General features: G+C 69.3%; 9 protein-coding genes. 5 read left to right on the top strand and 4 right to left on the bottom strand.

Annotation, left to right across the window (positions count from 1 at the left end; translation table 11 throughout):
* Position 1: 1 nt before the first annotated feature.
* The 3 genes from FNH08_RS01030 to FNH08_RS01020 all read left to right on the top strand — a co-directional run bounded on the left by FNH08_RS01030 (position 2) and on the right by FNH08_RS01020 (position 7,428).
* Positions 2-1,231 (top strand): MDR family MFS transporter, encoded by a 1,230-nt coding sequence (locus tag FNH08_RS01030; RefSeq protein ID WP_152769306.1) that lies wholly within the window; start codon positions 2-4, stop codon positions 1,229-1,231.
* Positions 1,232-1,297: 66 nt separating this feature from the next.
* Positions 1,298-1,564: an acyl carrier protein gene (locus FNH08_RS01025; RefSeq protein ID WP_152769305.1), complete on the top strand. Its 267-nt coding sequence runs from the start codon at positions 1,298-1,300 to the stop codon at positions 1,562-1,564.
* Entirely contained in the window at positions 1,564-7,428 is a 5,865-nt protein-coding gene (locus FNH08_RS01020; protein ID WP_152769304.1) for a non-ribosomal peptide synthetase, read from the top strand. Before FNH08_RS01025 ends, FNH08_RS01020 begins: the two co-directional genes overlap by 1 nt.
* A 71-nt stretch (positions 7,429-7,499) precedes the next feature.
* Here FNH08_RS01020 and FNH08_RS01015 read toward each other — a convergent pair whose 3' ends face one another.
* The 3 genes from FNH08_RS01015 to FNH08_RS01005 all read right to left on the bottom strand — a co-directional run bounded on the left by FNH08_RS01015 (position 7,500) and on the right by FNH08_RS01005 (position 11,918).
* The gene (locus tag FNH08_RS01015) at positions 7,500-8,381 is read right to left on the bottom strand and encodes an LLM class F420-dependent oxidoreductase (RefSeq protein ID WP_152769303.1); all 882 of its coding nucleotides are present in this window, start codon (positions 8,379-8,381) and stop codon (positions 7,500-7,502) included.
* A 62-nt stretch (positions 8,382-8,443) separates the two neighbouring features.
* Complete coding sequence (locus FNH08_RS01010) at positions 8,444-11,011, bottom strand: ABC transporter permease (protein ID WP_322723426.1); 2,568 nt, start codon at positions 11,009-11,011, stop codon at positions 8,444-8,446.
* Positions 11,012-11,015: 4 nt separating this feature from the next.
* A complete protein-coding gene (locus FNH08_RS01005) occupies positions 11,016-11,918 on the bottom strand; it encodes an ABC transporter ATP-binding protein (protein ID WP_152769301.1) in 903 nt (300 codons plus the stop codon).
* Between the two features lie 229 nt (positions 11,919-12,147).
* Here FNH08_RS01005 and FNH08_RS01000 point away from each other — a divergent pair, with 229 nt between their 5' ends.
* Positions 12,148-12,384, top strand: coding sequence for a toxin-antitoxin system HicB family antitoxin (locus FNH08_RS01000; protein ID WP_152769300.1), 237 nt, complete (start codon positions 12,148-12,150; stop codon positions 12,382-12,384).
* A gap of 4 nt (positions 12,385-12,388) precedes the next feature.
* Positions 12,389-12,766: a fic family toxin-antitoxin system, toxin component gene (locus tag FNH08_RS00995; protein WP_152769299.1), complete on the top strand. Its 378-nt coding sequence runs from the start codon at positions 12,389-12,391 to the stop codon at positions 12,764-12,766.
* 56 nt (positions 12,767-12,822) lie between these two features.
* On the opposite strand, the gene FNH08_RS00990 is transcribed toward FNH08_RS00995, so the two are convergent.
* A complete protein-coding gene (locus FNH08_RS00990; RefSeq protein ID WP_152769298.1) occupies positions 12,823-13,491 on the bottom strand; it encodes a class I SAM-dependent methyltransferase in 669 nt (222 codons plus the stop codon).
* Between the last annotated feature and the right edge of the window lie 10 nt (positions 13,492-13,501).

Genomic DNA, 13,501 nt, shown 5'->3' with positions numbered 1-13,501 from the left:
CATGCCGGACCCCTCCTCCCTCGCGGGCGCCTCGCTCGGCCGAAGACTGCGGGCCCTTCCCCGGTCCGCGTGGATCCTCTGTCTGGGCATGTTCATCAGCAAGTTCGGCAACTTCCTGAACGTCTTCCTGGTGCTGTACCTGACCGCGCAGGGACACTCCGCGTTCCTCGCGGGTGTCGCCCTCGGCGCGGTCGGGCTGGGCAGCTTCCTCGGAAACGCCGTGGGCGGGACGGTCGCGGACACCCTTGGGCGTCGTACCGCGATCGTCATCTCCATGTTCGGCGCGACCGTGTTCACCGTGATCGTGCCGGTGCTCACCAACATCTGGCTGATCATCGGGACGGTCGTCCTGGTCGGCCTCTTCGGCCAGCTCTACCGGCCCGCCGCCGGCGCCATCCTGGTCGACTCGGTACCGGCGGAACTGCGGCTGACCGCGTTCACCATGCTCAGGATGTGCCTGAACGTCGGGATGTCGGTGGGGCCGCTGGTCGGCGGCCTGCTCAGTGGCTACTCGTACACCCTGCTCTTCATCGGCAACGGAATCGCCCTGTCGGCCTTCGGCCTGCTGGCGCTGCTCATGCTGCCGGAGACCCGCCCGTCCCCGGATCACGACGCACCCGCTTCCTCCCGGGGCGAGGGTTATGGCGCGGTCCTGCGGGACCGCGCCATGGTCATGTACCTCGTCAGCATGTTCGCGGTCTCCTACGCCTATGTGCAGACCACGGCCACCATGCCGCTGCATGTCCGGGACAACGGCATGGACAACTCGTTCTACGGCCTCCTCCTCGGACTCAACGCCCTGCTCTGTGTGGTCCTCGAACTGCCCCTCGTACGCCATTTGGAACGGCACAACGCCCGCCATGTCATAGCGCTCGGCATCGTTCTCGTCGGTCTGGGAGTCGGCGCGACCGGATTCGTCTCGGGCAAGGCCGCCCTGGCTGTCACCGTCGTGATCTGGACCCTCGGCGAGGTGATCTACACCCCGGTCTCGACCACCTATCCCGGCATGCTCGCCCCTGAACACCTGCGCGGCAGATACCAGGGCGCCGAAGGAGTGGCAGTGACCCTCGCACAGGCCGCCGGGCCGGCCCTCGGCGGTCTCACCTATGCCGCCTCGACGGACCTGCACTGGTTGTCGTGCGCGATCGTCTCGTCGATCGGGGTGATTGCCATATTGCTGGCGCGGCATGAGCGCATCGAGTCGGTGCATACCGCGGAGGTGGCGAAGTGAGGAGTCTGGTGGTAACTCCGCACGAAATTAGCCAGGTAGACAGTCCCGCGGTACCGGAGGAACCCGATGAATGACGCATCGACGGCTATCGGCCGGGTGAACTCCGCGTCACCTGCCGAAGTTGTGCTGCATATCGTCGAGGAAGTCCTGCGGGTGGGCACGGTGGCTCCGGACGCCAGTTTCTACGACTTCGGAGGGACATCGCTTCAGGCGATGCGGATCTGCGTTCGAATCGAGAAGAGGCTTGCCGTCGTGATCAAGCCTGAGGCCCTTCTCGACAGTGATTGCCTCGGTGACTTCGCCTGCTCGGTGGCTGAGCTCAAGGACGCGTGATGACGAATCCCGTACTGATCCATGAAGGGGTATCGCAACGGGCTATGGCGAAGCCCGGGGCAACAGCCGTGATCAGTGGTGCGGAACGGCTCAGCTACGCCGAACTCGACGCAGCCGCAGGCAAGGTGGCGCACGCGCTACGAGAGCGGGGCGTGGCCCGGGGCAGCGTCGTTCCCGTGATCCTGCCGCGCTCGGCCCAGTTGATCACACTGCTGCTCGGAGTGCTCAAGTGCGGTGCGGCCTACGCGGCGATGGACCCGAGCTGGCCGGATCAGCGAGTCCACGCCCTGCTGGAGACGCTCGACCCCCCGGTGCTGGTGGCTGCTGCGCCTTCATCGACGCACACCGCCGTGCCTGTCTGGTCGCCGCCCGCCACCTGGCCGGCTTCTGCGAGCGGCGCGGCCCCCGTGTCCGGCATCAGCGACGCCGATCCGGCCACCGTGTTCTTTACGTCGGGCACCTCTGGTAGATCCAAGGCAGTGCTCTCCCCGCACCGGGCGACGACCCGCCTGTTCCGAGAGCACGCCGACTGGTGGCCAGTCGGCGGGGTGGTCGCCCAAGTGGCGCCGGCGTCCTGGGACGCCTTCTCACTCGAGGTCTGGGGCACGCTCCTCACCGGCGGCACCTGTGTGGTGCACCCGTCGGGCCACCTGCTTCCCGGAGGGCTGCGCACGCTGGTCGGCGCGGCACGGGTCGACACCGTCTTCCTCACCACTTCGCTGTTCAATTTCCTCGTGGAGGAGGACGAGGACTGTTTCCGGGGGCTGCGCCACGTGCTCGTAGGGGGCGAGAGGCTCTCCGCCCACCACGTCCGCACCTGTCTGGAGAGGCATCCGCTGCTCCGAGTGAGCAACTGCTACGGGCCGGTCGAGAACTGTGTGTTCGCCTCCGTCCACGCAATCGGCCGACAGGACTGTGATCTCGCGGACGGCATACCGCTGGGCAACGCCGTTGCCGGTACCGGGATCCACGTGCTGCGGAACGGCCGGTCGGCGGGACCCGGGGTGACCGGCGAGATATGCCTGTCCGGGGACGGGCTGGCGCTGGGGTACCTGACAGATCCCCAGCTGACTGCCGAGAAGTTCCCCACTGTGCGAATGGAAGGGGGCGAACGGCGCGTCTACCGCACCGGCGACCTCGGCTGGCTGGACCAGGACGGTCTTCTGCACTTCCGCGGACGCGGCGACCGCCAGATCAAGGTGGCCGGCCACCGGGTGGAACCCGCAGAGATCGAGGCGGCCGGCCGGGATGTTCCCGGGGTGCGGGAATGCGCGGTGCTGCCCGTAACCGAAAGCGGTGGCAGCGTGGCCCGCCTTGCCATGTTCTACGTCCCTGCGCCGCCGACCGCACCAGGGGAGCAAGGCGCCCCCTCCCCGGCGGCTGTGCGCAAGGCGCTGTCGGCGAGACTGCCCCGCTATCTGGTCCCGCACCTGCTGCGGCCGTGCGCGTCCTTCCCGCTCACCACGCATGGAAAGGTCGACTCCGCGGCACTGCTGTCGTCCCTGACCGTGATCCCGCCCGGCTCCGTCAACAGCCGGACGAGCGCGGAGGCACCGTCGCTGTATCCGATGTCGCATGAGCAGGAGGGGATCTGGCTCGTCGACCAGATAGGCGACGGACCGTCCGGCTACGTGGAGGCATGGGCACACCACCTGCGCGGCGCAATTGACGTCTCTTCCGTGCAGGTCGCTCTCGACGGCATCGTGCGACGCCACGAGTCCCTGCGCAGTCGGCTCCGCATGATCGATGGACAACCGCTGCAGGAGATCGTGCCCCCACTGCCGGTGCCGCTCGTACGACAGCAGGTCACCCCATCGGGACTGCGGGAAGCGGTGCGGGTGGCGGTCTCGGCGCCACTGTCACTGGAGCGGCCTCCTCTGCTGCGCGCGACCCTGCTCGAACTGGGCAAGGAGGAAGCGGTGCTGGCCGTGGCCCTCCACCATGCGGCGGTGGACGGCTGGTCTCTTCAACTGCTCGACGAGGAGTTCAGCGAGCTGTACCGGGCGGCCGTCGAGGGAACCGATGCGGCGCTGCCCGAGCTGCCGTTGCCGTTCAGGACGTACGCGCAGCGGCAGCGTGTGCGGCACACCGATGCGATGGCCTACTGGCGCGGAGTCCTCGCGGATGCACCCATCGAGTCCACCTTTCCGCCCGACCGCCCCCGTCCGGACACGCTCAGCCGCCGCGGCGCGGTAGTCGACTTCACCCTGGACCGCGAGATCACCGAGCGGTTGCACCGGCTGTGCCGTGAGCTCAAGGCCTCTCCGTATACGGTACTGGCGGCCGCCGTCACGGCCCTGCTCAGCAGGCACAGCGGTCAACAGGACGTTGTGCTGGGCGCACCGGTTTCGAGGCGTGAGGGACCCGAGCTGGAATCGATGATCGCCTGCCTCGCCGAGGTGCTCCCCTTGCGCCAACTGGTAAGGCCAGAGCAGCCGTTCAGGGAACTGGTGCTCCGGACGAAGCAGACGATCCGTTCCGCCGTCGCCCACCGGGACGTCCCCTTCACCCGGCTCGTCGCGGAAGCCGGTGTTCCACGCACCCCTTCCCGCTCCCCGCTCTTCCAGGTGGTGCTGACGGTGGACGACGGGCCACACCCCGGCCTGTCTCTACCGGGTGTGTCGGCACGGCGGCTGTATCCGCACGCGGGCACAGCGAAGTTCGACGTCCTGTTCCATCTCACTCCCGAGAACGGAGCCCTGCGAGGACGCCTGGAGTACGCGACAGACCTTTTCTCGGCGCGAACCGCCGAAGAACTGACTCTGCGATTTCGTGAACTGCTGGCCGACGCGGTCGCTCACTCCGACCGGACGGTGGCCGGGCTGGCGATGCTGTCCCGGACGGACCGCGATCGGCTCGTCGGATCCTGGGCCACGGGACCGGAGCCGGAGCCTGATCCGCCCGTTGCCCACGAGGCATTTCGCCTGGCCGCCGACCGATTCCCCGACGCCCATGCCGTGCTTCACGGGGAGGACTGGTGGAGCTACGCGGAGCTGGACGCGGCGAGTACGGCGCTTGCGCAGCAACTGGTTGCCGCCGGGCATGGGCAGGGCAGGGTAGCCATCCTGCTGGAGCGCTCCCTTCGGCTACCGCTCGCTGTGCTGGCCGTGCTCAAGGCCGGCGGCTGCTGTGTGCCGGTCGACCCCGGATATCCAGCGGAGCGCGTCGCCTTCATGCTGCGTGACAGTGAAGCCGGGATCGTGCTGACCACCCGGAACCTCCGGCATCTGGTGACCGGTCGACTCGCTGCCGAGACTCTGCTCCTGGACGAAGCTCCGCCGAACAGCGCCCGGACCGCGCCGGACGACACGTTCCCCGCGCTGCCGACTGTGACCGGGGACGACCCGGCGTACGTGATCTACACCTCGGGTTCCACAGGGCAGCCGAAAGGTGTGGTGATGCCACACCGGGCGCTGGCCGGCCTGATCAGCTGGCAACTGCATCGCACCGGCACCGGCCCGGGCTCACGGACCGCGCAGTTCGCCCCACTCAGCTTTGACGTCGCCTTCCAGGAGCTGTTCGCCACCTGGGCCGACGGCGGCGCCCTGGTCCTGGTCGACGAGGAAGTCCGACGAGACCCCGCTCGACTGCTCGGCTTCGTCAAGGAGCAGTCCGTCGAACGGCTCTTCCTGCCGTTCGTGGTCCTGCAACAGCTGGCGGAATGCGCGGCGGCGGACGGATGGCGCTGCGCCGACCTGCGAGAGGTGGTGACTGCGGGGGAGCAACTGTTCGTCACTCCGGCGGTGAGACGGTTCTTCACGCAGAGCACCGATGCCGTGCTCGACAATCAGTACGGTCCTTCCGAGACTCATGTCGTCACCGCCGAGCTGCTCTCCGGTGATCCCGCGACGTGGCCGGAACGACCGCCCATCGGCCGGCCTGTCCCCGGTGCCAGGATTCTTGTCCTGGACGGACAACTGCGTCCGGTGCCTCCCGGTACGCCGGGCGAGATCTGCATCGGCGGGACCCCTCTCGCCGTCGGCTACCTCGGACAGCCGTCAATGACCGCACAAAAGTTCGTAGCGGACCCATGGGCTGCCGCGCCCGCCCGGCTGTACCGCAGTGGTGACCTCGGCCGGTTCCTGCCGGACGGCCGGATCGAGTTCCTCGGGCGCGGGGATGAACAGGTGAAGATCCGTGGTTTCCGCGTGGAACTCGGCGAGGTCGAAGCCGCCGTAAAAGCGCTGCCTGGAGTCGCCGACGCAGTGGTGACCGCCGGCACGTCGCCGACCGGTGACAGGCGTCTGGTCGTGCACTACGTACCCGCCAGGGGGAAGACGCCTCAGGCGGCGGACCTGCGTGCCCAGCTCGGCCTGCGTTTGCCCCATCACCTGATCCCCGCGCATTACGTGCCGCTGCCGGCCTTGCCGCTCACTGCGAGCGGCAAGGCCGCCCGGTCACGGCTGCCGGAACCAGAGGAAACAGGCGCGGCAACGCGGCCTCGGCGGCCGATGAGCGACGCGGAACGCCGGGTCGCCACGCTGTGGTGCGAGGTACTCGGCACCAACGGGATCGGACCGGACGAGGACTTCTTCGGAGTGGGCGGGGACTCACTGCTCGCCGTACGGCTGCTTCTGAAGGTGCGTGAAGAATGGGGGATCCGCCTCGGCCTGGGTGCGATGTTTGCCGCACCCACCATCGCCCGCATGGCCGCGGTCCTTACCAACGGGGCCGCAGAGACTGCCTCCGCCACGGGCACGGGCATCGAACTGGCTGCCGACATCATCCCGCAGGGCAATGGCGAGCGGGCGACGGGCCCTGCCCGGTGCATTTTCCTCACAGGGGCCACCGGCTTCCTGGGCAGCCATCTTCTGCGTGACCTGCTGGCCCACACCGAAGCCGTTGTGCACTGCCTGGTGCGCTCACCCGGTAAGCAGTCCGCGCAGAGGAGGCTGCGCACAGCGCTCGAGCACTTCGGACTGTGGGACGACGCGTTCGCGGAGCGACTGGTCGCCGTCCCAGGTGATCTGTCGGTCGAGCGACTGGGTCTGGCTCCAACGGTCTTCGATGACCTTGCCCGGCGGGTCGACGCCGTCTATCACACCGGCGCCTGTGTCAACCTCGCGCTCTCCTACGAGCAGCTCAAGGACGCCAATGTGCGCGGCACCGCGGAAGTGCTGCGCCTTGCTGTTCAGCACCGCACCGTTCCCCTTCACCATGTTTCCACGGTAGGTGTCTACTCGGACGCTGACGGGCGCGGTGGTGCCATCCGGCCGGACGATCCGCTGCCGCCGAACGGCACGCTGAGCAACGGCTATGCACAGAGCAAGTGGGCGGCCGAGGTACTGCTGCGGCAGGCTCGGCAGCGCGGTTTACCCGTGTCGGTCTACCGGCCCACTCGAATCTCCGGGGCTGCCGTCGGTGGACTCGGGCCAACCTCCGACTACCTGTGGCTCCTGCTCAAGGGGTGCGTCGAAGTGGGCATGGTGCCCAACGACACCGAAGAGATCTTCGACCTGGTGCCGGTCGACTACGTCAGCCGCGTAGTACTGGAACTCTCGCGGCAGGCCGGTTCCGGCACTTTCCACGTGGCAAGCGAGCGCTTCCTGCGGCTGACCGACGCGGCCAAGTACCTGCGAGTGCTGGGCTACCGGATTTCCGAAGTGCCGCTGGCGAAGTGGCGTCAGGCCGTCGAGAGCGAACCGGCCAATGCCGCTTTCCCGTTGCTGACCCTGCTGCCCGCAGACGTGGGTTCCTCGGGCGGTGATGTCTCGCACGTCTTCGATGCGCACGCGACGCGGCACGCCCTGGCCGACAGGGGGATTCACTGTCCGACCGTGGATGAGGAACTCTTCGCCCGATACGTCTGGGCCTACGTCAGGAGCGGCTTCCTGCCTCCACCCAGGCAGATTCAGGGTGGGTGAGTCATGGAGCGCTGACCCGCCGAGTGGGAAGAACGGGCCGGCCAGTGACGTCACCCTCGGCAGGGCGGAACTCACTCGCCGCGCAGCGCGTCGACGACCGGCGCGAACACCTCCATGTTGGGCTCCAGCACCGTCAGGTACGAGATCCCGTACCGCTCGCGCTGCGCACGTACCTGGTCGACGATCTCCTTCAGTGTCCCCACCAGCACGATCGGCAGCCGAAGTACCTGCTCCTCGGTGAGGTGCGGGATACGGGGCAGCCACTCCTGGACGGCCGCGCTCCGGTCGTCCGTGACGACGACCACCTGGAGGAGCAGATTGAGCTCGGCCGCCTCCTTCCGCCCGGCGGCCAGCTCCCGGTACAGGGCGACCCGTTCGTCCAGTTCCTCGGCGGTGATCGGCTCCAGCACGCCACCCGGCCGCGTCCGGGCGCCCGTGAACGCCGCGATGTCCGCGTGTTCGGCGGTGAGCCGCAGCATCCGGTCGCCGTTGGCTCCGATCAGCAGGGGCACACGGGGGCGCTGCACGGGCTGCGGCTGATGCTCGTCGGAGCCGAGGAGCCGGTCCAACTCCTCGATGGTGCGCCGCAGATGGTCCACGCGCTCGCCCGGCGAGCCCCACGGAAGGCCGGCGCTCACATGCTCCGCCTCCACGTACCCGGTGCCGAGCCCGAGTTCGAGGCGGCCGTCCGTCAACGCGTCCGTGGTGGCCACCTCACGGGCCAGCAGCGTCGGGTTCCAGAAGCCCGCGTTGAGCACGAACGTGCCGAGGCGTGGCTGCTCGGTCGCCTCGGCGGCGGCGACCAGGGCCGGGAACGGGGCCGGCATGCCGAGGTGGTCGGGGACCAGGATCACGTCGTACCCGAGCTCCTCGGCCCGGCGGCACTTCGCGCGCCACTCCTCCGTGGTCGTGGACTGCAGCAGGTTGACCCCGAAGCGGAACGGCCGTGGCATGAACTCTCCTCACCTTCAAGTGACTTGAGTACCGAGGGACTTGAGTACGCCAGGCGAGTACATCACTCGTGTGCGATCGCCGCCAGTACGTTCATCCGGGAAGCGCGCAGCGCGGGCAGCAGCGCCGCCACGATGCCCACGACCGCCGACCCGATGACGACCGCGACCATCGTGCCCCAGGGGATGGCCAGCGCCTTCATCCCCTGCAGCGCCAGCACCTGCTGTATGCACACGCCCCAGACCAGCCCCAGCGCCAGCCCGAGGACGGCGCCGAACACGGCGATCACCACCGACTCCAGCCGGATCATCCGCCGCAACTGCCGCCGGGCGAGCCCGATCGCGCGCAGCAGCCCGATCTCGCGGGTGCGCTCGACCACCGACAGGGCGAGGGTGTTGACCACGCCGAGCACCGCGATGACGATCGCCAGGCCAAGCAGCGCGTACACCAGGTAGAGCAGCACGGCGATCTGGTTGCGGATCAGTTCCTTGTAGTCGGCCTGGTCGCGGACCTGCACCTGCGGATACGGGTCGAGGGTCTTCTCCAGCCGTGAGCGGAGCTGATCGACGCTGGTTCCGGAGGCGGCGTTCACGTACAGCGCCGAGTCCTGGCCGTCCGGCACGTACTTCTCCATGGTCCCGAAGCCGAAGTACAGGCCGCCCTGGGTCCCGAAGCCGTCTCCGGTGTCCTGGTCGGTGAGCGCGGCCACCTTCAGTTCGGCCTTCCGTCCGGCCGGGAACTCCACCGGGATCGTGCTGCCGATCCGCACGCCGTGGTCCTTGGCGAACTCCACGTCCATGGCCATGTCGCCGTCCGCGAGCGCGGCGGCGGTGTCGCCCTCCGCGTACGTGACATGGGCGACGTCGTCGAGCCGCGGATCGTACCCGGCAGCCGTCGTCTCGACCCGCTTGCCGTCCGGCAGCCGTACCGCCACCGGCGAGAAGCGCTGCCGTACGACCAGCCCGGCGCCCTCCGTGGCGCGGACCTTGTCGGTGACCTCCTGCGGGAACGGCTGGAAGTTCTGGTTCTGGACGACGAAGTCGGCGCCCAGCGTCTTGTCGATCTGGTCGTCGAACGACTTGGTCATGGAGGCGCTGGCCACGGACATCCCGCCGACCAGCGCGAGCCCCACCATCAGCGCGGCCGCGGTGGCGCCCGTACGGCGCGGGTTGCGCAGGGCGTTGCGCTGGCTCATCCGCCCGATGGAGCCGAACAGCGCGGGGAAGGCCCCGCCCAGCACCCGGATCACCGGCCGCACCAGGAGCGGGCCCGCGATCACGGTCGCGACGAGTGTCAGGACCACCCCGAGGCCCAGCAGCGAGGCAGCCGACCCGGTCTCCGTGGAGACGACGCACCCCACCAGCGCGGCGGCTCCGGCCACGCCGACCAGCGCACCGACCACCGCGCGCACTTTGAGAGGCCGCCCCACCCCGGCGATCTCGGCGTCCGCGAGCGCGGCCATCGGCGATACGCCCGCCGCGCGCCGCGCCGGGAGGTACGCCGCGACGAAGGTGACGCCGACGCCGACGACGTACGCCGACACGGGCGTGGCCCAGCCGATCACTATCTCCGTGGACTTGAGGTTCATCCCGAAGGCACCCATGAGCGAGATCAGCCCGAAGGCGAGCCCTATGCCCGCGGCGAGGCCCAGTGTCGAACCGACCAGGCCGAGCAGCGTCGCCTCGGTGAGCACGGACCGGCGCACCTGCCGCCGGTCGGCGCCGAGCGCCCGCAACAGGCCCAGTTCGCGGGTGCGCTGGGCGATGAGCATCGAGAAGGTGTTGACGATCAGGAAGATGCCGACGAGGACGGCGATCCCGGCGAAGCCGAGCATGACGTACTTGATGACGTCGAGGAACCCGCCGAGGGAGGCCGCGGACGACTCGGCCTGCTCGCCGGCGGTCTGGTACTCGTACGTGTTCCGCCCGAGCTCCGCCTCGATGCGCTGCTTGAGCGCGGCGTCGCTGACCCCGGACGCGGCGGTCACCGAGATCCCGGTGGCGGCGTCGGGCGAACCCAGCAGCTCGGTCTGTGCCGCGCGGGTGTCGAGGAAGACGAGCGCGGCACCCGGGTTGGTGGTGGTGAAGGTGGCGATCCCGACGACCTGCACCTTGAAGGAGCCCGGCTGGGCGAGCACCGTCAGGGTGTCGCCGATCTTCACGTCCTTCTTCTTCGCGGTGTCCGCGTCGAGGAGCGCCTGACCGGGTCCCTCCGGTGCGTGCCCCGAGGTCAGCTTCACCGGGCTGCGGTCGGTGACGTACCAGTTGGTGGCGATGGTGGGGGCGCCCGTCGTCGGGCCCACCGACTTGTTGTCGCGGTCGACGACCGTGATGTTCTCCACGGCGGCGTCGACATGGGTGTCCGCGACGCCGTCGATCCGGGCGACGCGCTGTGCGAGCGACGCGGGCACGGTCGGCGTCGCCCCCGACGGGATCTGCGACTCCAGGTCCTCCTTGGGGGTCACGGTCACATCGGCCGACGTGGAGGCGAACAGCCGGTCGAAGGTGCGGGTGACCGTGTCCGAGAAGATCAGGCTGCCCGCGACGAAGGCCACGGACAGCATGACGGCCAGCGCGGACAGCAGCAGCCGGCCCTTGTGCGCGAGAAAGCTCCGGAGCGTCGCCTTGAGCACGGCCTCAGTCCTTGTCGGGGGAGCCTTCGGGGGACTTTTCGGGGCTTGCGTCCGGGCGTGGGCCACCGTCGGGGTGGTAGCCGCCATCAGGGCGTACGTCGCCGGGGGAGCCCTTGCCGTCGGCGAAGGGCGCCCGGAGCGTGTCGAAGCGCTTCATGCGCTCCAGCACCGCCTCCGCCGTCGGGCGCTCCATCTCGTCCACGATGCGCCCGTCCGCGAGGAAGAGCACCAGGTCGGAGTGGGCGGCGGCGCCGGGGTCGTGGGTGACCATCACGACGGTCTGGCCGAGGTTGTCGACCGCCTGGCGCAGGAAGCCGAGCACTTCGAGGCCGGCCCGTGAGTCGAGGTTGCCGGTCGGCTCGTCCGCGAAGATCAGCTCGGGCCGGGAGGCGAGGGCCCGTGCGCAGGCCACGCGCTGCTGCTGCCCGCCGGACAACTGCGCGGGCCGGTGGTTGAGGCGGTCGCGCAGCCCGAGGGTGTCGATGACCTCGTCCAGCCACTTCTGGTCGGGCTTCTGACCCGCGATGTCCATGGGGAGCGTGATGTTCTCGGCCGCGTTGAGCGTCGGGATCAGGTTGAACGACTGGAACATGAACCCGATCCGGTCCCGCCTCAGCCGGGTCAGGTCCCGCTCCTTGAGCCCGGTGATCTCGGTGTCGCCGAGCCACACCTGACCGGCCGAGACGGTGTCGAGCCCGGCCAGGCAGTGCATCAACGTGGACTTGCCCGAGCCGGACGGGCCCATGACGGCGGTGAAGCGGCCGCGCGCGATGTCCACGTCCACCGCGTCGAGGGCGAGCACGGTCGTCTCGCCCGATCCGTACGCCTTCGTCAGTGCCCGCGCGCGGGCGGCGATCCCGTCGGCCTCCGCGCGGCCGGGGGCGTGCTCCGGAGCAGCTGTGGGCAAGGCGGCCTCCTCGGTCGGACCAGGTCGTGTCCCGGGTACCGGGACGGACTCCGGTGTCCCCGGCCGAGCCTAGTGTGATCCATCGCACACCCGGAATCCTCCCGAAGGCCCAGACGCCCTCCGCCGCAGGTCGGTTCCCTGATATGCATGTAAGGGGCACCCAGTGCGGGCCTCCGGGCAGTGCCAGCCCCTCTTGCGCTTGCTAGCACTCCGGCGCTAGCTTCGAGGTATGGCCAAGACCCAGCTGAACGTACGGGTGGACGAGGACACGGCCCGCGCCGCCCGGGAGCGAGCCCTGGAGCGTGGGATGAGCGTCAACCGCTACATCGAGGAGCTGGTCCGGCAGGACACCGGCGAGGTGGGACACACCTTCGTCGAGGCCGCCGCCGACTTCATGAAGCAGTACGAGACCGTCTTCGCCGACGAATTCGGATCAGAGCGCGAAGGCAGCCGAGGACAGCACTGAACCCTTGAGCAATCTCAGCATCGACCTCGCCTGGCTCCTGATGATCGCCGAACAGAAGACGCCCGGAGACCCCCAGGTCACCGACTGGGGCGCCCTTGTCGCGGCCGTCGCCCGCCACCAGGCCGAGATCTTCGACGTCCCCGTCTACGACACCCCGCACGCCCGCGCCGCCGCACTGCTCCAACTCCTCCTGCACGTCCCGGCCCTGGAACGCTCCAACGCCCTGTTCGCCTCCGCCGTGGCGTACGCCTACCTGGTCGCCAGCGGAGTGAAGGTCACCACGTCACCCGTCCAGGTACGGGACCTGGCCAGACTGGTGAAGAGCGGCGAGGCGACGCTGGGGGACATCGCCAACGAACTCCGGAGGTGGAGCGCCCCCTAAGGGGCGCGGGGAACTGCGCGACAAGCCACGGACGGCCCGCAGCCTCGGCACAAAACTCAGCCACCCCCTTCGTCGAGCCCGGGCCGCCGAGCCGAACCGAGCACACAAAACGAGGTAGGCATACGAAGCCCCTTCTCGGGCACCAAGAAACTCCGGTACCCCCCAACCTCGAACCCCGCGGAGCGCACCGCCCCGAGAGGGTCCCGCGCCGTATGGCACCCCCCGAACAGCAACGGCCACACCGTACGGTCGAGCACGCGCTGGGCGACCCGCATCCCGCGCCCACCACCACGCCCGTGCTCGAAGAACCGAAGCTCCCCACCGGGCCGCAGCACACGCCGCGCCTCCGAGAGGGCCCGGCGGACGTCCCGCACGCTGCACAGCACCAGGGACACCACAGCCGCGTCGAACGCCTCGCTCTTGACCGGCAGCGCCTCCGCCGCGCCCGGCACGACGTCGACCGGGACCTCGGCATGCCGAGCGGCGTCCACGGCCAGCCGGCGCAGCACGCGCTCCGGCTCGATCGCCACGACCTCGGAGACGGTGGTCGGGTAGTGCGCGAAGTTCAGTCCGTTGCCCGCGCCGATCTCGATGACCCGTCCCGAGAGACCGGCGAGCAGCTCGCCGCGGTAGGGGCCCACCTGTTTCTCGGCCGCCTCGCTGAAACGGGCGTAGAACCGGGCGAAGAGCGGGTGGTGGACGGCGTCCTTGGTGGCGCGGGCCATGTCGGACCTC

The organism is Streptomyces spongiae, assembly GCF_009377185.1.
GTDB classification, from domain to species: Bacteria; Actinomycetota; Actinomycetes; order Streptomycetales; family Streptomycetaceae; genus Streptomyces; species Streptomyces spongiae.
The sequence above is the reverse complement of the archived record's forward strand: the minus strand, read 5'-3'. Positions and strand labels throughout refer to the sequence as shown.

Bases quoted from the DNA above. Each gene is read 5' to 3' on its own strand.
- FNH08_RS01030 (WP_152769306.1), top strand. From the start codon at position 2: ATGCCGGACCCCTCCTCCCTCGCGGGCGCCTCGCTCGGCCGAAGACTG.
- FNH08_RS01025 (WP_152769305.1), top strand. From the start codon at position 1,298: ATGAATGACGCATCGACGGCTATCGGCCGGGTGAACTCCGCGTCACCT.
- FNH08_RS01020 (WP_152769304.1), top strand. From the start codon at position 1,564: ATGACGAATCCCGTACTGATCCATGAAGGGGTATCGCAACGGGCTATG.
- FNH08_RS01015 (WP_152769303.1), bottom strand. From the start codon at position 8,381: ATGCCACGGCCGTTCCGCTTCGGGGTCAACCTGCTGCAGTCCACGACC.
- FNH08_RS01000 (WP_152769300.1), top strand. From the start codon at position 12,148: ATGGCCAAGACCCAGCTGAACGTACGGGTGGACGAGGACACGGCCCGC.
- FNH08_RS00990 (WP_152769298.1), bottom strand. From the start codon at position 13,491: ATGGCCCGCGCCACCAAGGACGCCGTCCACCACCCGCTCTTCGCCCGG.